Here is a 24,312-nt window from a genome sequence, read left to right as displayed (position 1 = left end):
ACATAATTGACCCGGCAGACTGGAGAGGAAATGAACTGTTTACTGCGTATTCGAAGCCGCTACTCAACCCTGGCACAGAGTGACCGTAAACTGGCCGATTTTCTATTGGAAAGGCCTGACTATGCTCGCCATTTAAGTTCGCAACAACTTGCAACTGAAGCCGGTGTTAGCCAGTCCAGCGTGGTAAAGTTTTCCCAAAAATTGGGCTTCAAAGGCTTCCCAGCACTCAAACTTGCCATCAGTGAAGCGCTTGCCAGCGGGCAGGTGTCACAATCCGTCCCGGTTCATAACCTGATTCTTGGTGACGATCCGTTGCGGCTGGTGGGTGAAAAACTGATTAAAGATAATCTGGCGGCAATGCATGCCACGCTTGATATCAATAGCGAAGAAAAGCTACTGGCGAGTGTGAATATGCTGCGTAATGCTCGGCGAGTGCTACTGGTCGGAATTGGCGCATCCGGGCTGGTTGCCAAAAACTTTGCGTGGAAGCTGATGAAAATTGGCATTAATGCCGTGGCAGAACAGGACATGCACGCACTGCTGGCAACGGCGCAAGCCTCATGCAGCGACGATATTTTATTGGCGATTTCCTATTCTGGTGAACGGCGTGAGATAAATCTCGCCGCCGATGAAACCCTACGTACCGGCGCGAAGATCCTTGCGATTACGGGTTTTACGCCAAATGCGTTACAGCAACGAGCAACTCTGTGCCTGTACACCATCGCCGAGGAACAAGCCACGCGCAGTGCGGCAATCTCATCGACCAGCGCGCAAATGATGTTAACCGATTTACTGTTTATGGCGTTGGTACAACGGGATCTGGAACATGCGCCGAAGCGTATTCGCCACAGTGAAGCGCTGGTAAAAAAACTGGTCTGATTGGGGATTGGGCGTATAATGCCCGCCCTGTTTCTGTTGTTATCGAGATTTTCCCATGGCGTTACTTATCACTAAAAAATGTATTAATTGCGATATGTGCGAGCCGGAATGCCCGAACGAGGCCATTTCTATGGGGGATAGCATTTATGAGATCAACACCGATCGTTGTACCGAGTGTGTTGGGCATTACGAAACACCGACTTGCCAAAAAGTTTGCCCGATCCCAAACACCATCATCAGCGATCCGGCACATAAGGAAAACGAAGAGCAACTGTGGGATAAATTCGTACAGTTGCACCACGCCGATAAGCTTTAATCTTCGATAATGACCGTTGCACATGCATAGTGCCGTTCATCTGCAAGCGTAACATGCACCGAACGCACACCCATTCTTTCTGAAAGCCGTAGCGCCTCTTCCCAAAAACGCAGCTGCGGTTTGCCGAGTGGATCGTTAAAAACTTCAAACTGATTAAATGCCAGACCATTGCGGATCCCGGTACCAAATGCTTTGGCTGCCGCTTCTTTTACTGCAAAACGTTTGGCGAGAAAGCGCACCGGTTGTTGGTGCGCTTGATATTGCAGCCATTCATTGGCACTGAGTACACGCTTCGCCAGTCTGTCACCCGAACGCAAGATAACGCTTTCAATACGCGCTATCTCAACGATATCGGTGCCAAGGCCGAGGATTGCCATTAGCTACGAGCTTCCTGCATCAGGCGTTTCATTTCTGCCACCGCATCTTTCAAGCCACTCATTACCGCACGGCCAATAATAGCGTGGCCAATATTCAGTTCATGCATTTCTGGCAGACGCGCGATAGCCTGAACGTTGTGGTACGTCAGCCCGTGTCCGGCATTCACTTTCAGGCCTTTGCCTGCAGCGTAAGTTGCAGCTTCTGCGATACGGGCAAGTTCTTTTGCCTGAGTCGCTTCGTCTTTGGCATCGGCGTAACAACCTGTGTGAATTTCGATATATGGCGCGCCAACATCAACAGCTGCATCAATTTGTGCGTGGTCGGCATCAATAAATAAGGAAACCAGAATGCCAGCATCAGCGAGGCGTTTACAGGCATCGCGCATTTTATCTAGCTGACCGGCAACATCTAGCCCGCCTTCAGTGGTCACTTCCTGGCGTTTTTCCGGTACCAGGCAACAGAAATGAGGTTTGGTTTCGCAAGCAATACCAATCATCTCTTCAGTGACGGCCATTTCCAGATTCATACGGGTATCGAGGGTCTGGCGCAGAATGCGCACATCGCGATCGGTGATATGGCGGCGATCTTCACGCAGGTGAATCGTAATACCGTCGGCCCCAGCTTGCTCACAAATGAATGCGGCCTGTACTGGATCAGGATATGCCGTGCCGCGCGCGTTACGCAAAGTTGCGATGTGATCGATGTTTACGCCTAACAGTAATTCAGCCATGCCTTGCCTCGGGGTCAGAACGGTTTTAGTTCTGGCAGTTTACACCGTGGAAGGAAAGCATGGCTACGGCCAGGCAATTATTGCGGGTCTTGAGGCGATTTGAGTGGTGGTTTTTTAGGCACAAACTGACGGAACAACTCGCGGCTTTTAAGGGGCTTGCCGCCCAGGTAGGGTTTCAACGCGATACGGGTAAAACGTTTAGCGGCGCGCAAGGTGGCAACGTCAGGAAATTCACGGTTGGCGAGTGCTTTTAATTCATGGCCGGTGAAACTGTTGTTATCCACCACCAGGCTTGCGATAAACCCTTTCTCTTCACGATATCGGTAGGTCATGGTGTCGCTGACTTCGTCACCACTTCCGGCACAGTGCAGGAAGTCCATGCCATAACCCAAGTGCCCAAGCAGAGCCAGTTCAAAACGGCGCAAAGCCGGTTCCGGTGAACCATTGGTTCCCGCTAATGCTTGAATACAGTGAAGGTAGTCGAAGAATAATTCAGAGAAACGTGTTTCATCTTCCAGCACGCGTGAAACCAGTTCGTTCACGTACAAGCCGCTGTAGAGAGTTATGCCACTAAGGGGAAGTGCCAGTGAAACAGCTTCAGCGCTACGCAGTGTTTTAACTTCACCACGTCCGCCCCAGCGAACTAATAAGGGGGTAAAGGGTTGTAGGGTCCCTTTGAGGTTGGAGCGACGAGAACGAGCGCCTTTCGCGATGACGCGAACGCGCCCGGACTCTTCTGAAAAGAGGTCAAGTAGAAGGCTGGTTTCGCTCCAGGGGCGACTATGCAAGACAAAAGCCCGCTGCCAGCCTTCCATTCTTTATTTCAGATCGTCGGTATAACCAAGGCTGCGCAATGCGCGTTCGTCATCAGCCCAACCGGATTTCACCTTCACCCACAGTTCCAGGTGAATTTTGGCTTCGAACATCTCTTCCATATCTTTACGAGCTTCGATACCGATGGTTTTGATTTTGGCGCCTTTATTGCCAATCACCATTTTCTTCTGGCCTTCACGTTCAACCAGAATCAGACCGTTGATGTCGTAACCGCCACGAGCATTCTCTACAAACTGTTCAATTTCAACGGTAACGGAATATGGCAGTTCCGCGCCCAGGAATCGCATCAGTTTTTCACGGATGATTTCAGACGCCATGAAACGCTGTGAACGGTCTGTGATGTGATCTTCCGGGAAGTGGTGAATCGCTTCCGGCAGACGTTTACGAACAATGCTGGCGATAGTGTCTACATTGAAGCCATTTTCAGCAGAAATTGGCACGATATCCAGGAAGTTCATCTGGCTGCCAAGGAATTGCAGATGCGGCAGCAGGATGCCTTTGTCCTGAACGTTATCAACTTTGTTGACAGCGAGGATAACCGGGGCACGCGCGTCACGCAGTTTGTTGAGCACCATCTCATCATCTGCGGTCCACTTCGTGCCTTCAACCACGAAGATAACCAGCTCAACATCACCGATAGAGCTACTGGCAGCTTTGTTCATCAGGCGGTTGATGGCGCGCTTTTCTTCCATATGCAGCCCTGGGGTATCGACGTAAATCGCCTGATACGGGCCTTCAGTATGGATACCCATAATGCGGTGACGAGTCGTCTGCGCTTTACGGGAAGTGATAGAGATTTTTTGCCCAAGCAACTGGTTTAGCAGCGTGGATTTGCCGACATTCGGGCGACCAACGATGGCCACGAATCCGCAAAAGGTTTGTTCTTCGCTCATTATTCCAGCTCCAGCTTGATAAGCGCCTGCTCAGCTGCAGCCTGTTCCGCTTTACGGCGGCTTGAACCGGTACCAATAACCGGCTCAGGCAGGCCACTCACCTGACAGTGAATGGTAAATTCCTGATCGTGCGCTTCACCACGAACCTGCACCACCAAATAAGATGGCAGTGGCAAGTGGCGACCCTGCAAATACTCTTGCAGACGCGTCTTAGGGTCTTTTTGCTTATCGCCTGGGCTAATTTCATCCAGACGAGATTGATACCAGGAAAGAATTAAACGCTCAACATTCTGGATATCACTGTCGAGGAAAACGCCGCCAATTAAGGCTTCGACGGTATCGGCCAGAATAGATTCGCGGCGGAAACCACCACTTTTCAGTTCACCCGGCCCAAGGCGCAGACATTCGCCTAATTCAAATTCGCGAGCAATTTCTGCCAGCGTATTACCGCGTACTAGCGTCGCACGCATACGGCTCATATCACCTTCGTCTACACGAGGAAAACGATGGTAAAGCGCGTTTGCAATAACGTAGCTAAGAATGGAGTCACCCAGGAACTCAAGGCGCTCATTGTGCTTGCTGCTGGCACTGCGGTGCGTTAATGCCTGTTGCAACAGATCCTGATGTACAAAAGTGTAGCCCAGCTTACGCTGCAGCCTATTAATTACGATGGGGTTCATGCGATACCAATTAATGAATGCGTCAATTATTCAGCACACGGAACAGACCTGAAAAAGAGAACCAACGCTGTTTCGTTTGCCGTGGCTCCCTTTCGGGAGCCAACCTAAATACGGGGGGATATTCTATACACAACGACAAGGTATGTCGTTACCTGAATGGATTTAATTGATCAATGAATTCCGCCAATACGGCTTAAACGAACACCTGTCGGCCATTCACCTTCTTGTTTCTCAAAACTCATCCAGATTGCGGTTGCTTTACCTACCAGATTCGCCTCAGGAACAAAGCCCCAATAACGGCTATCAGCACTGTTATCGCGGTTATCGCCCATCATGAAGTAATGGCCCGGTGGCACAATCCAGGTTGCAAGTTGTTGGCCCGGTTGCTGGTAATACATACCCACCTGGTCCTGTGCAATTGGTACGGTCAGAATGTGATGAGTCACGTCGCCCAGCGTTTCTTTGCGCTCAGACAGACGAATACCATCTTCTTTTGTCTGGTCCAGCGGTAACTGGAAGAAACCGGAGTTCGCTTCACTTCCATTACGACGAGCAAAAGTCTGCACAAAATCACTTGGTTCTACATTGCTGTAGGTAATTGGCAACGCGTTATCACATGCCTGGCCAGAACTACAATTTGGCTGAATAGTGACTTCTTTTGCGACAGGATCGTAACTGACACGATCACCCGGTAGACCCACAGCACGCTTGATGTAATCCAGACGTGGGTCTTGTGGATATTTGAACACCACAATATCGCCGCGTTTCGGATGACCCGTTTCAATTAGCGTTTTCTGGTAAATCGGATCTTTGATGCCGTAAGCAAATTTTTCGACCAGAATAAAATCGCCAATTAATAACGTTGGCATCATTGAACCTGACGGAATTTGGAATGGTTCATAAACAAATGAACGCACAATCAGGACAATTGCCAGCACAGGGAATACAGATGCCCCCGTTTCTAACCAACCTGGCTTAGGTGCCACTTTTTTTAGCGTCTTGCTATCAAGCGCATCACCAGTGGCAGCTTGCGCTGCCGCCTGTTTTTCCCGACGTTTTGGCGCAAAAATAAACTTATCGATACACCATAAAAGGCCCGTTACCAGCGTCGCTATCACGAGGATTAGCGCAAACATATTCGCCATGCCAACTCCTTAATTTATTTGCCGTCTTTCCCGACATGCAGAATAGCGAGGAACGCTTCCTGAGGCAGTTCGACGTTGCCGACTTGCTTCATACGTTTCTTACCGTCTTTTTGTTTCTGCAACAGCTTTTTCTTACGGCTGACGTCACCGCCGTAGCATTTCGCCAATACGTTTTTACGCAACTGTTTAACAGTAGAACGCGCAATGATATGTGCGCCGATAGCGGCCTGAATGGCAATATCAAACTGCTGACGTGGGATCAGCTCTTGCATTTTTTCAACCAACTGACGGCCACGGAACTGCGAGTTACCACGGTGGGTGATTAATGCCAGAGCATCAACACGATCGCCGTTAATCAGTACATCAACACGCACCATGTCGGAAGTCTGGAAACGCTTGAAGTTATAGTCCAGTGAAGCATAGCCACGGGATGTTGATTTCAGACGATCGAAGAAGTCGAGTACCACTTCAGCCATTGGGATTTCATAGGTCAACGCAACTTGGTTACCGTGGTAAACCATGTTGGTCTGTACGCCACGCTTCTCAATACACAAAGTGATAACGCTGCCCAGATACTCCTGCGGCATCAGCATATGACATTCAGCAATTGGCTCACGCAGTTCAGCTATGTTATTCAGCGCTGGCAGCTTAGATGGGCTATCAACGTAGATTGTTTCGCCAGTGGTAGTTTCAACTTCGTAAACTACCGTTGGTGCCGTGGTAATCAGATCAAGATCGTATTCACGCTCAAGACGTTCCTGAATGATTTCCATGTGCAGCAGACCAAGGAAGCCGCAGCGGAAGCCGAAGCCCAGCGCTGTGGAGCTTTCTGGCTCATAGAACAATGAAGCATCGTTCAGGCTCAATTTACCCAACGCATCACGGAAGTTTTCGTAATCGTCAGAGCTGACCGGGAACAGACCCGCGTAAACCTGAGGCTTCACTTTTTTAAAGCCTGGCAGTGCTTTATCTGCCGGATTACGGGAAAGGGTCAAGGTATCGCCAACTGGCGCGCCCAGGATGTCTTTGATTGCACAGACCAACCAGCCTACTTCACCACAACCCAACACATCACGGTCAACACGTTTTGGCGTGAAGATACCCAGACGGTCTGCGTTATAAACCTGGCCGGTACTCATTACTTTGATTTTGTCGCCCTTTCTCATAGTGCCGTTTTTAATACGAACCAGAGAGACAACACCAAGATAGTTATCGAACCAGGAGTCGATGATCAGCGCTTGCAGTGGCGCTTCCGGATCGCCTTCTGGCCCCGGAATGTCACGAACTAAACGTTCAAGAACATCGATTACACCCACACCGGTTTTTGCCGAACAGCGCACAGCATCCGCTGCATCAATACCGACGATATCTTCAATTTCCTGTGCGGCACGTTCAGGATCGGCAGCCGGCAGGTCAATTTTGTTCAGAACGGGAACCACTTCCAGATCCATTTCCATGGCGGTATAGCAGTTTGCCAGGGTCTGAGCTTCTACGCCCTGACCAGCATCCACCACCAGCAACGCACCTTCGCAAGCCGCAAGGGAACGGGAAACTTCATAAGAGAAGTCGACGTGCCCGGGGGTATCGATAAAATTAAGGTGATAAGTTTCACCATCACTGGCTTTGTAATCCAGCGTTACGCTTTGCGCTTTGATGGTAATACCACGTTCACGCTCCAGATCCATGGAGTCAAGCACCTGGGCTTCCATTTCACGATCGGACAGGCCACCGCAAATTTGGATAATACGGTCAGACAGCGTCGATTTGCCGTGGTCGATGTGGGCAATAATAGAAAAGTTACGTATATTCTTCATAGTTAGAGGTTTTTATGCCTTACAAATCCGGGAAAGCTCGGCGCAATGCGCTGTACAGAGCATGATGTCAATGGCTGTCTTTTGCCTGAAACGCCGCATTCTACACTACAACGAGAAAGCGAGGAAACAGGTCATCATGCAAGCTTAGCTGAGCGATGAAAAGCCGATGGAATGTGTGTCAAACGGATAGCGAATGCAAGTGAGTTCACTGACTATCCGCAGGGGTAATGGTTTCGACTCTGAGGGCATCTGGCGGCAGTGCGACGCTAAGAATAACAGGTTGCCAGGTTTCACGGCGGCTGAGCTTCTGAGAGAACCCACGTGCGATTAGAAAACCGCCAACACCACCCAGTAGCGCCCCACAAATCGCAGCAAGGTTAGTACTAAACATTGCCTGAAAAAGGGCAGAAACCAGAAACAACCCCACCAAAGGAGACATGTAAACCAGTAACGCAGAGCCTATCAGGCTACCTTCAGCAATGCCCAATTCGACTTTTTGACCAGCGACCAGCGGTGTATCACAAGCAACCGATAGGGTGTGATTAGTTTGCGGACCAAGCTTGTTGAGAATACGGCTCCCACAGCCTGCGCGTGAAGCACAACTGCTGCATGATGCTTTCACATCGCAACTCAGCAGTGCTTCACCTTTATGCCAGGAGACGACTGTCGCCCACTCCTTGATCATTGCGCTGTCCTGAATTTGATGCTGTCAGCAATACGTTTTGCCGTTTGTGGTGGCAGTTCACCGACAATCGTAATTTCTGTTTTATCACGGATTTCAGAGCTGACGGTACGGCGCCCTGTGCGCAGTATCTGATCGCTGCTGTTACTTGCAGCCTGGCTAATGTTTACAGAGAAACTAAACAAACCATCAGAATAGAGGCGTGATTCAATAGGCACATCGACAGTCGGCAATGGACGGCGGCTGCTGGATACTTCGCTAAACCCTTGCGGCAGCCAAGTTGGTGCCCAAGCGAAATTGACTTTTTCAGCACCAGGAACCGACAGCAGCGGCGGTAAACTTGCCTTCGCCAGACTTTGCATCATGCCATTGGCTTCTTTACTGACGTTAAACGAGATAACGCGGAATTGTTCCAGCGTTTCGCCATCACGATCCAGTAAATCAACACGCAGTGGTAATTTGGTTTCTGAGTCCATCCATACCATGTAGCTGTAACGCGTACCGTCTCGAGCTACAACACGAATGACTTCGCAAAGCCTATCGGCAATACGAGTGCGCCCGACAGAGATGAAGTCGTAATATGGCGTAAGACGTTTGAAATCGGTATAGACGATTGATGGAAGCGAATCAACGATGTAATCCCCGGTGAGCGTAAAAGGCTCAAGTCCCGGTTCAAAATAGCTAATTTCACTACCACGCTGGACAACTTCTCGGCGTGGGCCATCCATCTGAAGCAATTGTGCAAGCGGGCGATTATCAAGCCTTGCATGGCGATAGCGTAAGGACTCTATCCCTTGCTTATTAACGCTGATAAATGCCAACTCATAATTGAGTGACTGACTCGCCTGGTTCATCTGCTGCAACAATGCCCCGGACGAAACAGTGTCCGCCGAGGCATTTGAGCTGAACAACAGGCTGCTTGTCATAAGAGACAGGGCATACCAAAGTTGCTTCATTACTGCGATTGAGTTCCTAAAGTTTGGTTTCCTGGCACTTGTACCGCAGCTTGCTGGGTTTGTGCCTGTTCAAACTGGAGTTGCTCGGCGTGTAAACGACGCTGCAATTCGTAATCTTGCAACATAGCATTGATACGTCGACGCTGTTCCTGTACCTGCTGCTGACCTGTACTGGCTGTGCTGTCAGATGGCACACCCAAACTTACCGGACTCGCTTTACCCATCATTGGCAAGGTGTTAAACACCGGAGCCTCAGGTTGAGCAGAGTTCTCAGACTGGCCATTATAGTGCTGCACCCCAACAATTACCGCAAGCGATACGCATGCTGCAACGCCCATTTGGGTGAGCTGACTTGCCCATGGGCGAACCTTATTCCAGAACGACATCTTCTGCCATTGCTGAGGTTCAGGCTGCTGTTCAATAATGAGTGGCGTGACGTTACGCACTGGCTCATTTTCAATCGCGGCCATGACATTGGCTGCAATATCAAAATGAAGTAATTCGCTGGTATCGCCGCGCATAGTATCGCGGATTAGGTGGTAGCTCTCCCAGCTCTTCTGCAATGATTCGTCTTTCGACAAAGTGCTAAGCAGTTCGCTATCCAGAGTTTCCCCATCCATTAAAGCGGAAAGCTTTTCTTTCTGCATGCCTAATTACCCTTCCAGTAATCCGCTATCGTCAACGCCTGATAAGCGGTTGAACTTTATTATCAATAGCTTCCCGCGCACGGAAAATACGAGAGCGTACAGTCCCTACAGGGCAATCCATGATGGCGGCTATTTCTTCATAGCTCAAACCATCCAACTCCCGCAACGTAATTGCCATGCGTAAATCTTCCGGGAGCGACTCAATAGTACGGAAAACTATTTGTCTCAGTTCTTCAGACAACATTAAGTTCTCAGGGTTCGAAATTTCTTTCAATGCGCTGCCACTTTCGTAGTTTTCCGCATCAATTGCATCCACATCGCTTGATGGTGGACGGCGACCCTGAGCAACCAGATAATTTTTTGCCGTGTTGACCGCTATGCGGTACAACCATGTATAAAACGCGCTATCGCCACGGAAAGAATCCAATGCGCGATAAGCTTTAATGAAAGACTCCTGTACCACGTCAGGGACATCCCCTGAAGGTACATAACGGGAAACCAGACTCGCCACTTTATGCTGATAACGAATTACCAGTAAATTGAATGACTTCTGATCTCCCTTCTGGACCCGTTCGACGAGGACCTGATCCGTTAACTGCTCGCTCATCCGAGGTAATGTCTCCCCAAACCTATTTCCACGCGTAATTGAAAAGCCACCCGAACTCTGCATATATGAGCAAGTTCACGGTTGGAACGCTCGATTTGAGCAAAGTTCCCTTACGCCTTTGTTTTCCTGATCTGCTCCACGAATTATCTCTTCTTGATTATAAGTTTCATGGCACAAACGGTGGCACCTTTTTATCATAAAAGGCGATCGCTAAACTGCATGCAGAGTATCGCATGAATCATGATTTTTCATCAGAAAATCTGCCATTCACAGCGAACTCGCGATAAATATGGCTTATCTCACATATAATTCGGATGAAACTGAGATCCCCACGCTCTTGTTTAGTTCATATAACCCTAAGTTAAAAAAAACGTGTTGCAGCCCACATCGGATGGTATGCTGGCCCAACCATTGTTTAGTAAATTAAACACTATGAACACAAATTCCGAACTCACTTGTGATGTATTAATCGTCGGTAGCGGAGCTGCTGGCCTCTCTCTTGCTTTACGGCTTGCTGAAAACTGCAAAGTTATTGTTCTGAGCAAGGGGCCAATCAATGAAGGCTCAACATTTTATGCTCAGGGTGGCATTGCCGCTGTGTTTGATGAAACTGACAGTATTGATTCGCACGTAGAAGATACTCTTATTGCCGGTGCCGGAATTTGTGATCGAGAAGCAGTAGAGTTTGTCGCCAGCAATGCACGTCATTGTGTGCAATGGTTAATCGATCAAGGTGTTCTGTTTGATACTGAGATTCAGCCAAATGGCGCAGAAAGCTATCATTTGACCCGTGAAGGTGGGCATAGCCATCGCCGAATTCTTCATGCAGCCGATGCAACCGGTAAAGAAGTTGAAACCACGTTAGTTGGCAAAGCGCTGAGCCATCCCAATATTCGGGTAATTGAGCGTAGTAATGCCGTCGACCTTATCGTTTCTGACAAAATAGGCCTTCCTGGCACGCGTCGAGTTGTCGGAGCTTGGGTCTGGAACCGCAATCGTGAAAAAGTGGAAACTTGCCGCGCGAAAGCCGTGGTATTAGCCACCGGTGGCGCATCAAAAGTTTATCAATACACCACTAACCCAGATATCTCGTCTGGTGATGGCATTGCCATGGCGTGGCGTGCAGGGTGTCGTGTAGCAAATCTGGAGTTTAATCAGTTCCATCCGACTGCCCTCTTCCATCCACAGGCGCGCAATTTCCTGCTGACCGAAGCGTTACGCGGTGAAGGTGCTTATCTCAAGCGCCCTGATGGCAGCCGCTTTATGCCTGATTTTGATGAGCGCGGTGAACTCGCACCTCGAGATATTGTGGCTCGAGCTATCGATCATGAGATGAAACGTCTGGGCGCAGATTGCATGTATCTGGATATTAGTCACAAGCCTGAAGAATTTGTACGCCACCACTTCCCGACCATTTATGAAAAACTGATGGGATTGGGTATCGACCTCACTAAAGAACCGGTTCCGATTGTGCCCGCAGCGCACTACACCTGCGGTGGCGTAATGGTGGATGAAAATGGTCGTACCGATGTAGATGGTTTATACGCTATTGGTGAAGTGACCTATACCGGATTACACGGTGCCAACCGTATGGCATCGAATTCACTGTTGGAATGCCTGGTTTATGGCTGGTCTGCGGCAGACGATATTATCAAGCGTATGCCATACGCTCGCGTTTCCAGATCATTACCAGACTGGGATGACAGTCGCGTAGATAACCCAGATGAGCAAGTCGTTATCCAGCATAACTGGCATGAGCTTCGTCTGTTTATGTGGGATTACGTCGGGATTGTGCGTTCAACGCGTCGCCTGGAACGGGCATTGCGCCGCATCACCATGTTGCAGCAGGAAATCGACGAGTACTACGCAAACTTCCGCGTGTCGAACAATTTGCTGGAACTGCGCAATCTGGTACAGGTCGCAGAGTTAATTGTCCGCTGTGCCATGATGCGCAAAGAAAGCCGGGGTCTGCACTACACGCTGGACTACCCGGATTTGGCTGAAAACTCCGGGCCAAGTATTCTTTCGCCGCTTTACATAAACAAATAGAAGTCCTGGGTCAGACTGCAATAGCCTTCAGAATATTGTTGGTCTGGCCCACGAATCATTAATCGTTCGGTAAAATATTCGCCATCTGTCGGTGACAGAGCCAGCATCACACGGTGCGGCAGGCGAGTTTCGTTATCAGAAATATCGTTACGGTAGCGAACAAACCAGCCCTGCGACTTTGCCAGTTCGGTAAAAGCCGTTCCCGCCGTTTCAGGCATGATCACACAGAAAAAACCATCTTCAGTAATTAACTGCGTTGCGCTATTTAACAACGCATTATGATCCAGCGTCGTGGTATAGCGAGCCTGCGCACGTTCAGCTGAGGCGCAATTACTCCCCTGTTCAAAGAACGGAGGGTTACTGACGATCAGTGAATAGCGCTGCGTAGCTTGCTGAGCCCATTCACGAATATCCGCACAATGCACTGTGATGCGCGACGTCCACTGGCAGCCTTTTGCATTTTCCGCAGCTTGCTCAGCGGCAATAGGATCAAGCTCTACTGCGTCAATCGTGACATTATCAGGAGTGCGTTGCGCAAGCATTAACGCCAGCAAACCACTCCCTGTTCCGATATCCAACACGCTTGTCACATTAGCAACTGGCACCCACGCGCCCAGCAGCGTGCCATCGGTACCGACTTTCATTGCGCAGCGATCGTGTGCGACAAAGAATTGTTTAAAGGTGAATCCATCACGACGCAATACTACTTTTTGACTGCACATCTTAGCTACCCTGTAGAGAAACGGGTGTAGCATAGGGGAAACTCGCAGCCAGGAAAAGCGTCAGTTATCCACACAAACAGATGAAGATCGCAGCCATAACGTCTATAATCGGCGCCCTACATAGAGGAAGACCATGACTGTAACCACTTTTTCCGAACTGGAACTTGACGAGAGTCTGTTGCTCGCGCTCCAGGACAAGGGCTTTACCCGCCCGACAGCTATTCAGGCTGCCGCCATTCCACCTGCACTTGAAGGGCGTGATGTCCTCGGTTCCGCGCCTACCGGCACCGGTAAAACAGCCGCTTATTTGCTGCCTGTGTTACAGCATTTGGTCGATTTCCCGCGTAAGAAATCTGGCCCACCACGTATTTTGATCGTCACACCAACGCGTGAACTGGCAATGCAAGTGGCCGATCACGCTCGTGAACTGGCAAAACATACCCATCTTGATATCGCAACCATCACAGGTGGCGTGGCTTATATGAACCACGCGGAAGTGTTCAGCGAGAACCAAGATATTGTTGTTGCAACGACGGGTCGCCTACTGCAATACATCAAGGAAGAAAACTTTGATTGCCGTGCGGTAGAAACACTGATTCTTGATGAAGCCGATCGCATGTTGGATCTGGGCTTTGCGCAGGATATCGAAACCATTGCTGCTGAAACTCGCTGGCGCAAACAAACCATGCTGTTCTCCGCAACGCTTGAAGGCGACGCTATTAAGAATTTCGCGGAGCGTTTGTTAGAAGATCCGGTTGAAGTTTCTGCAACGTCTTCAACACGCGAGCGCAAAAAAATCCACCAGTGGTACTACCGCGCAGACAATGTTGAGCATAAAACTGCAATGCTGGTGCATTTGCTACAACAGCCGGATACCACGCGTTCAATCGTCTTTGTGCGTAAGCGCGACCGTGTGCATGAACTGGTTGCATGGCTGCGTGAAGCGGGTATCAATACCTGCTATCTCGAAGGCGAAATGGTGCAGATGAAGCGTACTGAAGCTATCAAGCGTTTGACTGATGGCCGCGTGAATGTGCTGATTGCTACCGATGTTGCCGCTCGTGGTATTGATATTCCAGAAGTGAGTCATGTGTTCAACTTTGATATGCCGCGTACCGCTGATACCTATCTGCACCGTATCGGACGTACTGGCCGTGCTGGCCTCAAAGGTACCGCTATTTCTTTTGTTGAAGCGCATGACCATTTGCTGCTTGGCAAAGTCACTCGTTACATGAAAGAACCCATGAAGCCGCGTGTGATTGATGAGCTGCGCCCTACGACTCGAGCGCCGAGTGAGAAACTCACCGGTAAACCGTCGAAGAAAGTGCTCGCCAAACGCGAAGAGAAGAAAAAGGACGATAAAGAAAAACCGCGTGTGAAAGTCCGTCTCCGCGATAAAAAGAATGTCGGTAAGCGCCGCAAACCAAGCAGTGCAAAAACAGACTCAGCTGAATAATTCAACAGCGAATATAAAAACCGTCTCAAATGAGGCGGTTTTTTTACGTCCTGATATTGAGTTTTAACCGTTTCATAACAGTTACTGAATCAAACCCAAAAAAAAGCCGGTGCAATTGCCACCGGCTTTTTAAATACTTTAGAAATTACAGGCTTGCTGTGAAAGTACGGGCAATCACGTCACGCTGTTGTTCTGGAGTCAAAGAGTTGAAACGTACCGCGTAACCAGACACACGAATAGTCAGTTGCGGGTATTTTTCTGGGTGTTTAACAGCATCTTCCAGAGTTTCACGACGCAGAACGTTCACGTTCAGGTGTTGACCACCTTCCACACGAACTTCAGGTTTTGCTTCAACTGGGATTTCACGATATTCGAACTCACCCAATTTGCTAACTTCTACAACTTCGTCTTCAGCAAAACCAGCTTTAGCACAAACACAACGTGCTTCACCTTTCTCGCTGTCCAGCAACCAGATAGAGTTCAACAGTGAATCATTTGCAGCTTTAGTAATTTGGATACCAGTAATCATTTTATTTCTCCCTATGGGCTAATTTTGTTGATTCTTTTCGGGCCATAAACTGGCTCATTGGTAAAACCATTGTTGCGTTACTGATCTTTATACTAGTCAAGCCCACGCCAAACCTTGATTTAAATCAATTAAATCCATGCATCTAATGTGGCTATCATATCATTTATTTGTTTTACATCAACTTAGCCTTGCATGATGAAATTAAAAATTATGTAAATTATCAACTTTTTTTAAGTTTTAGCCTCATCGGTCACTCATGATTTTGTTTAGAAGAAAGAAGCCGTTAAGCTAGTATGATTCCGAATCGCAGGAGAGCGAGATGACTACCCACCTCACCTGGCACGACGTGCTAGCACAAGAGAAGCAACAACCCTATTTCACCAATACACTGGCAACCGTTGCTGAACGAAGAGCAGCAGGGGTCACTGTTTATCCTCCACAGAAAGATGTATTTAATGCTTTCAGGTTTACTGAGTTAGGTGATGTAAAAGTTGTAATCCTTGGGCAAGACCCATACCACGGGCCTGGGCAAGCACATGGGTTGGCTTTTTCCGTTTTACCAGGCGTCGCCGTCCCTCCCTCATTAGCCAATATGTATAAAGAGTTGCAGAGCGATATTGCTGGTTTCGAGCGGCCAAAGCACGGCTATCTGGAAAGTTGGGCGCATCAAGGCGTGCTATTGCTCAACACAGTACTAACCGTTGAGGCTGGCAAGGCACACTCCCATGCAAAGCTTGGCTGGGAAACATTTACAGATAAAGTGATAGCGCTGATAAATGAACACTGCGAAGGGGTGATCTTTTTACTGTGGGGCTCTCATGCTCAGAAGAAAGGCAGTTTTATTGACCGGCAGCGTCATTATGTTTTGCAAGCACCTCACCCTTCACCGCTGTCTGCACATCGCGGTTTTCTGGGTTGTGGTCACTTTTCAAAAACCAATCAGTATTTAACTGAACACAACCAACCAGCGATTAACTGGATGCCAGTGTTACCTGAATAAAAGAGACAAAAAAGCCAGCTTTCGCTGGCTTTTTAAAGCTGTCATTCACAAAGGATTACGCTTTGTTCTGACGCCACCATTCAGCCAACAACACACCGGTTGCGACTGATACGTTAAGGCTTTCAACATTACCGGTACCATCAATAGCAACGCTCATATCAGCATTTTCAAAGATAGCATCGGAAACACCTTCACGTTCTTGCCCTAACACCAGAACCATTTTCTTTGGCAGTTCAGCTTTGAAAAGCGGAGTACCTTTATGGCTTGATGTGGTGACAATGGTGTAACCGGCATTACGGAATTGCTCCAGACCTTCATTGAAAGTCTCGCCGCTGATAGCTTCAACATGCTCCGCACCACCTTCAGCAGTGCGAACCGCAGCACCAGACTCCAGCATTGCAGCGTCTTCCACCAGCAAACCTTTCACACCGAAGTGTGCGCAGCTGCGCATAATGCCGCCGAGGTTATGCGGGTTGCCTACGTTTTCCAGCGCAAGTACACAATCTTCTTCACCAGCTTTAGATAACCAGCTTTGAACAGTAATACCGCGGCGTTTTTTGATGATGAAGCAAACGCCACCGTGGTGTTCTGTACCCGATGCTTTGACAAGCTCAGCATCGTCAACCACATGATAGGCTTTACGGTTTGCTGCCATCCAACGCAATGCTTCTTTGAAACGCGGGGTTACGCTCTGGACAAACCAGCCGCGAACGATGCAATCAGGGCGGCTCTGGAACAGAGCCTGACAAGCATTTTCACCGTAAACACGTGTTTCTTCCGCGCGCTGGCGGCGAATAACTTCAGGGTCAACAATTGGTCTACCGTTGGCACCCATTTGCTCGCCTGCTTCAGTCGCTTCTTCTCTTGGCGGACGAGAAACCGTACGCCACGGGTTATCACCGCGATCTTCACGATCGTCACTACGATTCCGATCACGCCCGGCGCCAGGTTTATCATCGCGACGTGGGCCACGTCGGCCCTCACCACGTGACGGTGCCGCCGGACGCCCACCACCTTTACCTGTGCGCGGGTTTTGGCTGCGTTTTTCGCTGTCATCGTCACCGCGGACATACATCACTTTGACCTTGCCGCTTTTACCTTTAAATTCGTCGTTCATTCTTCTCTCCACCTGGCTGAGCGCGTGGCGCGCAGATTACCCGATGTGGCACTGGTTAGCCATTAACTTTGGTCAAAAGCCAATAACTATTATATCCATCGAATAAATCACTTTGCTGGCACTCGACTAATCGCTGATAATATTTAACATATAAGAAACATCATCTAAGAATTTTGCCATTTTCGGACAACACTTCCTTTAGAGGTTAGTTATGAATACCGTTTGTGCCGCCTGCCAGGCGATTAATCGCATACCCAATGAGCGTATTGATGACGGAGCCAAATGCGGCCGTTGTGGTCATGATCTGTTTGATGGCGACGTGATTAATGCCACCAGCGAAACCCTGGATAAATTACTGCAAGACGATTTGCCTGTCGTTGTCGATTTCTGGGCGCCGTGGTGTGGCCCATGTGTCAACTTCGCACCTATTTTTGAAGATGTGGCGGAAGAACGTAGTGGCAAAGTGCGGTTTGTTAAGGTTAATACGGAAGCCGAGCCTGCACTCAGCGCACGTTTCCGTATCCGCAGTATTCCGACCATTATGGTGTTCAAAAAAGGTGAAATGGTCGACATGCTGAATGGTGCTATGCCAAAAGCCTCATTTGATAGCTGGTTGAACGGAAACATCTAAGTTTACGGGTACGGTTTATAGTACCCGTTCAGTTCATCTACGTTAGAATGGCGTTTTTAAACTTGTTTATCTGATGACTGAAAACGCCGTCCTACGTCTTCGTGCCGAACGCCTGGCTCGCGCAACACGCCCCTTCCTTGCCCGAGGTAATCGCATTCGCCGCTGTCAGCGCTGCTTGCTGCCGCTGAAACAATGTCTGTGTGAAACACTAAAGCCCCAGAAAGCGCGAAGCCGTTTCTGTTTGGTCATGTTTGATACCGAGCCGATGAAGCCCAGCAACACTGGAAGGCTTATCGCAGATATTTTACCTGACACAGAGGCGTTCCAATGGTCGCGTATCGAGCCACCGCAGGCGCTACTCGACTTAGTCAGATCTCCGGATTATCAACCGATGGTGGTATTCCCTGCTTCTTATGCAAGTGTTGGTAGAAAAGTACTGACTACGCCTCCTAAAAGTGGAAAGCCGCCGCTCTTTATTATGCTGGATGGTACATGGACGGAGGCTCGCAAGATGTTCCGTAAGAGCCCATATCTTGATCAACTGCCGGTGATTTCGGTGGATTTGAGCATTGTTTCAGCCTACCGGCTTCGCGAAGCGCATGCTGATGGGCAATATTGCACCGCAGAAGTCGCCGCAGCGCTACTTGAACTTGCCGATGATGAGCATGCCTCAGTCGGGCTGACAGAACATTTCACGCTATTTCGTGAACGGTATCTGGCAGGTAAACCCCATCATCAATCCAGCATCACAACAACAGAGTCAGAAAGCGTTTAAACTCACTGAGTTAATTCTCAGGGGAGAGAGCTATGAGTCAACGTGGGCTGGAGGCGCTACTGCGCCCCAAATCAATCGCTGTGATCGGGGCTTCCGCAAAAATGGATCGCGCAGGCTATTTAATGATGCGCAACCTGCTGGCTGGGGGCTTTAACGGCCCTGTAATGCCCGTGACCCCCAGCCATAAAGCGGTATGTGGCGTTCTTGCCTGGCCTGATATCGCAAGACTCCCCTTCCCACCCGATCTCGCAATCATTTGTACTCACTCAAAACGTAATCTCGAATTACTGCAATCACTGGGTGAGAAGGGCTGTAAAGCCTGCATTATTCTTTCTGCTCCACCTGAACAATTACCTGAACTACTAGCATCAGCCACCCAATGGCAGATGCGTTTGCTTGGACCTAATAGCCTTGGTTTACTTGCCCCATGGCAAGGTCTTAATGCGAGTTTCTCCCCCGTCCCGATCCAAAAAGGTAAACTGGCCTTCATTTCACAATCAGCCGCGGTCTCTAATACGATTCTGGATTGGGCTCAACAGCGTGAAATGGGATTCTCGTGGTTTATCGCTCTGGGAGACAGCCTTGATATAGACGTAGATGAGCTACTGGACTATTTGGCCCGAGATACCAAAACTAGCGCTATTTTGCTTTATCTTGAGCATTTGAGCGATGCACGACGCTTTGTTTCAGCAGCCCGTAGTGCATCGCGTAACAAACCTATTCTGGTGATTAAAAGTGGCCGTAGCGCCAAAGCGCAGGAATTACTTAAAACACATCTCGGGCTTGATGCTGCATGGGATGCTGCAATTCAGCGTGCAGGTTTATTACGTGTTCAGGATACGCATGAGCTGTTCTCGGCGGTAGAAACGTTAAGCCATATGAGACCACTGCGCGGCGAGCGCTTAATGATTATCAGCAATGGTGCAGCACCTGCTGCACTGGCATTGGATGAGCTATGGCTGCGCAATGGAAAACTGGCGAAGTTGAGCGATGAAATACTCAACAGGTTAAAGAGTGCGTTGCCAGTGAGTGTCGAAAGTGGCAACCCATTAGATCTGCGCGACGATGCCACACCTGAACGCTACCTGCGTGCAGTCGAAACCCTGCTAGACAGCCAGGATTTTGATGCGTTGATGGTCATTCACGCCCCGAGTGCGGCAGCTCCCGGAACTGAAAGTGCCAATTCATTAATCGAATTAATACGCCGACACCCACGCGGTAAATACATCACGCTAATTACCAACTGGTGTGGTGAGTTTTCCTCTCAGGAAGCCAGGCGGCTGTTCAGTGATGCGGGCATCCCAACTTATCGCACACCTGAAGGTGCGGTAACGGCATTTATGCATATGGTGGAATATCGTCGAAACCAGAAGCAATTGCGTGAAACCCCTGCATTGCCAGTCAACCTGAAAGCCAATGCCAGTGAAGCTCATCATCTTCTCCAGCAAGCATTAAATGAAGGAGCCTCTTCACTCGATACTCATGAAGTGCGGCCTATTTTGCAGGCGTACGGGCTCAATACTCTACCCACGTGGATTGCCGGTGACAGTGCAGAAGCGGTACATATCGCTGAGCAGATTGGTTATCCCGTGGCACTGAAATTACGATCGCCTGACATTCCTCATAAATCAGAGGTTCAGGGGGTAATGCTTTATCTGAGGACGGCAACTGAAGTTCAGCAAGCCGCTGATGCCATTATTGATCGCGTAAAAATGACATGGCCACAGGCTCGTATTCACGGGCTGCTGGTTCAAAGTATGGCTAACCGTGCCGGCGCTCAGGAACTACGAATAGTTGTTGAACATGATCCCGTTTTCGGCCCGCTGATCATGCTGGGCGAAGGTGGCATTGAATGGCGTCCGGACCAACAAGCTGTTGTAGCATTACCGCCACTCAATATGAATCTTGCTCGCTATCTGGTCATTCAGGCGATAAAGAGTGGCAAAATTCGTGGCCGAAGCGCATTACGTCCGTTGGACGTCCCCGGCATTAGCCAGGTTCTGGTTCAGGTTTCCAATCTGATTATTGATTGCCCTGAAATCCGTCGTCTGGATATTCATCCGCTACTGGCTTCGGGTAACGAGTTCACACTGCTGGATGTCACTTTGCTGCTCGAAAAATTCGAAGGCAACGCAGAAACTCGTCTGGCAATCCGTCCTTATCCTTATCAGCTTGAAGAAAGTGTGACTCTCAAGAATGGTGAACAATGTCTGTTCCGCCCGATTCTTCCAGAAGATGAACCACTGCTACAACAGTTTATTTCGTTGGTCACTAAAGAGGATCTTTACTATCGCTATTTCAGTGAAATCAACGAATTTACTCATGAAGATTTAGCCAATATGACCCAGATCGACTACGATCGAGAAATGGCTTTTGTCGCTGTCCGCCAATATAACGGCAATAATGAGATAATCGGCGTCACGCGCGCTATCTCAGATCCCGATAACATTGATGCTGAATTTGCAGTACTTGTGCGTTCTGATTTGAAAGGACTGGGATTGGGGCGTCGCCTATTAGAAAAACTGATTGCCTATACGGGCGAGCATGGGCTTCAAAGGCTGAATGGTATTACTATGCCGAACAACCACGGTATGGTGTCTCTGGCGCGAAAACTCGGATTTGATGTCGATATACAGCTAGAAGATGGCATCGTTAGTCTGACTTTATCATTGATATAAAATGTAGATTCGTGAGTAAGGCACTGGAAAACTTAATCACTTTGCAGGTCAGTAGTGGTATTATCAGCAAGTTCTGACGTCTGGATTTTGCAGAAGGCCATCCAATGAAAAGAGAAGATACGCACTGTGATGTTGTCTAAATTTAAACGTAGTAAACATCAACAACACCTTGCCCAATTGCCGAAGCTTTCTCAGTCAGTTGATGATGTAAAGACCCTTTTCTCCCCAGCGGATTTCCGTGAAGTCCTGCTGCAAAAAATTGCTAGCGCAACTCACCGCATCTGTATTATTGCTTTGTATCTTGAGCAAGATGATGCAGGTAAAGCCGTGTTAACCGCACTCTACCAGGCAAAACAGCAACGCCCAGAAATTGAAGTGACGGTACTGGTCGATTGGCATCGTGCTCAACGAGGCCGCATTGGCGCTGCTGCAACTAATACTAACGCCGACTGGTATCATCGTATGACCGAGGAATATCCTGATGTAAATATTCCAGTGTATGGCGTGCCGGTGAATACTCGTGAAGCGTTGGGAGTCTTGCACTTCAAAGGTTTTATTGTCGATGATTGCGTGATTTACAGCGGCGCCAGCGTCAACGATGTTTACCTGCATCAGCACGATAAATATCGTTATGACCGTTATCAGGTCATCTGCAATTCACAGTTATCCGACGTCATGTATAACTGGATGCACGAAAATCTCGTCCGAGGCCGTGCGGTACATCGCCTAGATAGACAACACAGACCAAAAAGCCCAGAGATCAAAAACGATATCCGCTTGTTCCGCCAGGAACTGCGTGAGGCTAGTTTCCATTTCCAGGGAAATGCCGATAACGAGCAACTTGCCGTTACGCCTCTGGTCGGGTTGGGTAAAACTAGCCTGCTGAATAAAACTATCTACCATTTGATGCCGTGCACCGAGCATAAACTGATTATCTGTACCCCTTATTTCAACCTGCCAGCCGTACTGGTGCGTAATATTATTCAGCTGTTACGCGAAGGAAAACAAGTCGAAATTATCGTGGGCGATAAAACGGCTAATGATTTTTATATTCCTGAAGATCAGCCATTTAAAATAATCGGTGCTTTGCCATATCTCTATGAAATAAATCTTCGCCGCTTCCTGAGCCGCTTACAATATTACGTAAACAGTGGGCAATTAATTGTACGCCTGTGGAAAGATGATGATAACAGCTACCACCTGAAAGGTATGTGGGTCGACGAAGAGTGGATGCTGCTGACGGGTAATAACCTGAATCCTAGAGCATGGCGACTAGATCTAGAGAATGCGATTCTTATTCATGATCCTAAACATGAGCTGACCGAACAGCGAGACCATGAATTAGATTTAATTCGTACTCATACCACCGTTGTTCAACATTATCGTGATTTGCAGAGTATTGCGGAATATCCCGTGAAAGTGCGCAAGCTTATTCGCCGCTTGCGCCGTATCCGTATAGATCGTTTGATAAGTCGTATTCTGTAGTTCATCACTGTACTGAAATGCCCTGCTTGCAGGGCTTTTTTATAGCCGGAGAATAATGAATGCTGCGCCTTTTACTCCCCTCACTATTTCTTCTCAGTGGTTGCAGTCATATGTCTCAAGATCAATGGCATGGCCAGGACAAAGCCCAGCATTTTATTGCATCAGCTATTTTATCTGCAGTAGGTAATAAGTATGGTCAGCATCAGAGTTGGAGTGATTCTCGTAGTGCGAATTTCGGTTTCTTATTTTCGGTAAGTCTTGGTGCAACAAAAGAGCTTTGGGATAGCCGACAGGCCGGAAGTGGGTGGAGCTGGAAAGATTTAACATGGGATGTAGCCGGTGCCGCCACCGGCTATGCAGTATGGCAATTAGCTAAATATTAAAGTTTGATTCCCTGCCCTTTATGATGCAGCACCAGGAATGCCAGAGCACCCATTCCAGAGATATACCAGAAAAATGCAGTCTCCATTCCTATAGATTTCAGTGAGAGCGCAACATATACGCCGATCCTCCAAACAGTGCATTTGCCATCGCATAAGACAAACCGACACCTAATACCCTAACCTCAGGCAGGAAGATCTCAGTTTTCAAAATCCCACTAGTAGAAGTGTAAAAAATGACAATCAGCATAGCTAATATAACAAGACCGAATGCCACATAGGGGGAATTCATATTTTGCAGGGCGGTCAGAATTAGCATTGTCATCACTGCGGTTAACCCACCAAAACAAAGCATAGAATTACAGCGGCTAATTTTATCCGATAGCGTACCAAAGAATGGCAACATCAACATAAATAAAAAAATGCGAAAGTCATTAATGCGCTGGCTGTATTGGCATGCATACCAGTGGTATTCAATAAGTACTTTTGCATATAGGTTGTGAAGGTATAAAAGCTCAACGAACCACCTGCGGTAAACCCAAGAACCATAATGAAGGCACGACGCTTTTTAGTCCATCCAGAGTCCCAGCATTCTTGTGCTTCTTGGTTGCTTTATCCGAGGTTTCATCCAGTGAGCGGCGCAGGTACAGAGCGATGACCGCCAGGACGGCTCCAAGCGCGAACGGTATTCTCCAACCTCATTCACATAATTCGCCATCACTAAGAACCTGCTGAAGTACAACCACGACCAATAGCGCTAAAAACTGCCCACTGATTAGTGTGACATATTGAAAAGATGCATAAAAACCCTTCCGTCCTTCTACAGCAACTTTACTCATATAAGTGGGTTTTGCAGTGGATTATCACGGGGACAGGGAACTGAATTTCCATAAACTGCAGACAGCAAAAAGCCCTGTACGTCAGTACAG

The 24,312-nt window shown here is 48.6% G+C and carries 25 protein-coding genes and 1 pseudogene; 10 read left to right on the top strand and 16 right to left on the bottom strand.

The window, feature by feature from the left end:
- Nucleotides 1–30: 30 nt before the first annotated feature.
- Both FH968_RS10995 and FH968_RS10990 read left to right on the top strand, forming a co-directional pair.
- Entirely contained in the window at nt 31–879 is an 849-nt protein-coding gene (locus tag FH968_RS10995) for a MurR/RpiR family transcriptional regulator (protein ID WP_139879348.1), read from the top strand.
- A gap of 55 nt (nt 880–934) precedes the next feature.
- A complete protein-coding gene (locus FH968_RS10990) occupies nt 935–1,195 on the top strand; it encodes a YfhL family 4Fe-4S dicluster ferredoxin (RefSeq protein WP_139879346.1) in 261 nt (86 codons plus the stop codon).
- Here FH968_RS10990 and acpS read toward each other — a convergent pair.
- The 12 genes from acpS to FH968_RS24165 all read right to left on the bottom strand — a co-directional run bounded on the left by acpS (nt 1,192) and on the right by FH968_RS24165 (nt 10,640).
- Entirely contained in the window at nt 1,192–1,572 is a 381-nt protein-coding gene (gene acpS, locus FH968_RS10985; protein ID WP_139879344.1) for a holo-ACP synthase, read from the bottom strand. The genes FH968_RS10990 and acpS overlap by 4 nt on opposite strands.
- On the bottom strand, nt 1,572–2,303 hold the full coding sequence (pdxJ, locus tag FH968_RS10980) for a pyridoxine 5'-phosphate synthase (protein WP_139879342.1): 732 nt from the start codon (nt 2,301–2,303) through the stop codon (nt 1,572–1,574). The genes acpS and pdxJ overlap by 1 nt, the downstream gene beginning before the upstream one ends.
- 77 nt (nt 2,304–2,380) lie before the next feature.
- Nucleotides 2,381–3,118, bottom strand: a complete 738-nt coding sequence (recO, locus tag FH968_RS10975) for a DNA repair protein RecO (protein WP_139879340.1) — start codon at nt 3,116–3,118, stop codon at nt 2,381–2,383.
- Between the two features lie 3 nt (nt 3,119–3,121).
- The gene (gene era / locus FH968_RS10970; protein ID WP_139879338.1) at nt 3,122–4,030 is read right to left on the bottom strand and encodes a GTPase Era; all 909 of its coding nucleotides are present in this window, start codon (nt 4,028–4,030) and stop codon (nt 3,122–3,124) included.
- Nucleotides 4,030–4,710 (bottom strand): ribonuclease III, encoded by a 681-nt coding sequence (rnc, locus tag FH968_RS10965; protein ID WP_034459305.1) that lies wholly within the window; start codon nt 4,708–4,710, stop codon nt 4,030–4,032. Before rnc ends, era begins: the two co-directional genes overlap by 1 nt.
- Nucleotides 4,711–4,880: 170 nt before the next feature.
- Complete coding sequence (lepB, locus tag FH968_RS10960; RefSeq protein WP_139879336.1) at nt 4,881–5,855, bottom strand: signal peptidase I; 975 nt, start codon at nt 5,853–5,855, stop codon at nt 4,881–4,883.
- A gap of 14 nt (nt 5,856–5,869) precedes the next feature.
- Nucleotides 5,870–7,669: a translation elongation factor 4 gene (lepA, locus tag FH968_RS10955; protein ID WP_139879334.1), complete on the bottom strand. Its 1,800-nt coding sequence runs from the start codon at nt 7,667–7,669 to the stop codon at nt 5,870–5,872.
- Nucleotides 7,670–7,874: 205 nt separating this feature from the next.
- A complete protein-coding gene (gene rseC / locus FH968_RS10945) occupies nt 7,875–8,354 on the bottom strand; it encodes a SoxR-reducing system protein RseC (protein ID WP_139879331.1) in 480 nt (159 codons plus the stop codon).
- A complete protein-coding gene (rseB, locus tag FH968_RS10940; protein ID WP_139879329.1) occupies nt 8,351–9,307 on the bottom strand; it encodes a sigma-E factor regulatory protein RseB in 957 nt (318 codons plus the stop codon). Before rseB ends, rseC begins: the two co-directional genes overlap by 4 nt.
- Complete coding sequence (rseA, locus tag FH968_RS10935; protein ID WP_139879326.1) at nt 9,307–9,954, bottom strand: anti-sigma-E factor RseA; 648 nt, start codon at nt 9,952–9,954, stop codon at nt 9,307–9,309. Before rseA ends, rseB begins: the two co-directional genes overlap by 1 nt.
- 31 nt (nt 9,955–9,985) lie before the next feature.
- Nucleotides 9,986–10,561, bottom strand: coding sequence for an RNA polymerase sigma factor RpoE (gene rpoE / locus FH968_RS10930; protein ID WP_034497749.1), 576 nt, complete (start codon nt 10,559–10,561; stop codon nt 9,986–9,988).
- A 22-nt stretch (nt 10,562–10,583) separates the two neighbouring features.
- Nucleotides 10,584–10,640 carry a hypothetical protein gene (locus FH968_RS24165; protein WP_370090880.1) on the bottom strand — a complete coding sequence of 19 codons (57 nt, stop codon included), beginning with the start codon at nt 10,638–10,640 and terminating at the stop codon, nt 10,584–10,586.
- A gap of 353 nt (nt 10,641–10,993) precedes the next feature.
- Here FH968_RS24165 and nadB point away from each other — a divergent pair, with 353 nt between their 5' ends.
- Nucleotides 10,994–12,610: an L-aspartate oxidase gene (gene nadB, locus FH968_RS10920; RefSeq protein ID WP_139879324.1), complete on the top strand. Its 1,617-nt coding sequence runs from the start codon at nt 10,994–10,996 to the stop codon at nt 12,608–12,610.
- Here the strand turns inward: nadB and FH968_RS10915 are convergent.
- Entirely contained in the window at nt 12,595–13,332 is a 738-nt protein-coding gene (locus FH968_RS10915; protein ID WP_139879322.1) for a tRNA1(Val) (adenine(37)-N6)-methyltransferase, read from the bottom strand. The two genes, nadB and FH968_RS10915, sit on opposite strands and share 16 nt — an antisense overlap.
- A gap of 133 nt (nt 13,333–13,465) precedes the next feature.
- On the opposite strand from FH968_RS10915, the gene srmB reads away from it, so the two are divergent.
- A complete protein-coding gene (gene srmB, locus FH968_RS10910; RefSeq protein WP_139879320.1) occupies nt 13,466–14,788 on the top strand; it encodes an ATP-dependent RNA helicase SrmB in 1,323 nt (440 codons plus the stop codon).
- A gap of 145 nt (nt 14,789–14,933) precedes the next feature.
- Here the strand turns inward: srmB and grcA are convergent, their stop codons facing one another.
- Nucleotides 14,934–15,317: an autonomous glycyl radical cofactor GrcA gene (gene grcA / locus FH968_RS10905; protein WP_139879318.1), complete on the bottom strand. Its 384-nt coding sequence runs from the start codon at nt 15,315–15,317 to the stop codon at nt 14,934–14,936.
- Between the two features lie 319 nt (nt 15,318–15,636).
- Here grcA and ung point away from each other — a divergent pair, with 319 nt between their 5' ends.
- Entirely contained in the window at nt 15,637–16,317 is a 681-nt protein-coding gene (ung, locus tag FH968_RS10900) for a uracil-DNA glycosylase (protein ID WP_139879316.1), read from the top strand.
- 55 nt (nt 16,318–16,372) lie between these two features.
- Here the strand turns inward: ung and FH968_RS10895 are convergent, their stop codons facing one another.
- Entirely contained in the window at nt 16,373–17,434 is a 1,062-nt protein-coding gene (locus FH968_RS10895) for a tRNA/rRNA methyltransferase (protein WP_139879313.1), read from the bottom strand.
- 211 nt (nt 17,435–17,645) lie between these two features.
- Between FH968_RS10895 and trxC the strand changes: the two genes are divergently transcribed.
- The 5 genes from trxC (at nt 17,646) to FH968_RS10870 (ending at nt 23,386) form a co-directional block, all read left to right on the top strand.
- Entirely contained in the window at nt 17,646–18,065 is a 420-nt protein-coding gene (gene trxC, locus FH968_RS10890; protein WP_139879309.1) for a thioredoxin TrxC, read from the top strand.
- A 73-nt stretch (nt 18,066–18,138) separates the two neighbouring features.
- Nucleotides 18,139–18,840 (top strand): tRNA-uridine aminocarboxypropyltransferase, encoded by a 702-nt coding sequence (locus FH968_RS10885; RefSeq protein WP_139879306.1) that lies wholly within the window; start codon nt 18,139–18,141, stop codon nt 18,838–18,840.
- Nucleotides 18,841–18,872: 32 nt separating this feature from the next.
- Nucleotides 18,873–21,518 carry a protein lysine acetyltransferase gene (gene pat / locus FH968_RS10880; RefSeq protein ID WP_139879302.1) on the top strand — a complete coding sequence of 882 codons (2,646 nt, stop codon included), beginning with the start codon at nt 18,873–18,875 and terminating at the stop codon, nt 21,516–21,518.
- A gap of 129 nt (nt 21,519–21,647) precedes the next feature.
- Nucleotides 21,648–23,003: a CDP-diacylglycerol--serine O-phosphatidyltransferase gene (gene pssA / locus FH968_RS10875; RefSeq protein ID WP_139879298.1), complete on the top strand. Its 1,356-nt coding sequence runs from the start codon at nt 21,648–21,650 to the stop codon at nt 23,001–23,003.
- 59 nt (nt 23,004–23,062) lie between these two features.
- Complete coding sequence (locus tag FH968_RS10870; protein WP_139879295.1) at nt 23,063–23,386, top strand: YfiM family lipoprotein; 324 nt, start codon at nt 23,063–23,065, stop codon at nt 23,384–23,386.
- Here FH968_RS10870 and FH968_RS10865 read toward each other — a convergent pair.
- A pseudogene (locus FH968_RS10865) lies at nt 23,383–24,228 on the bottom strand (MFS transporter); the annotation flags it as partial. The gene FH968_RS10870 and the pseudogene FH968_RS10865 sit on opposite strands and share 4 nt — an antisense overlap.
- Between the last annotated feature and the right edge of the window lie 84 nt (nt 24,229–24,312).

This window comes from Buttiauxella sp. B2, from assembly GCF_006376615.1.
Lineage (GTDB): Bacteria > Pseudomonadota > Gammaproteobacteria > Enterobacterales > Enterobacteriaceae > Buttiauxella.
Note: the sequence above shows the minus strand (reverse complement) of the source record. Positions and strands in the feature narration are given on the sequence as shown.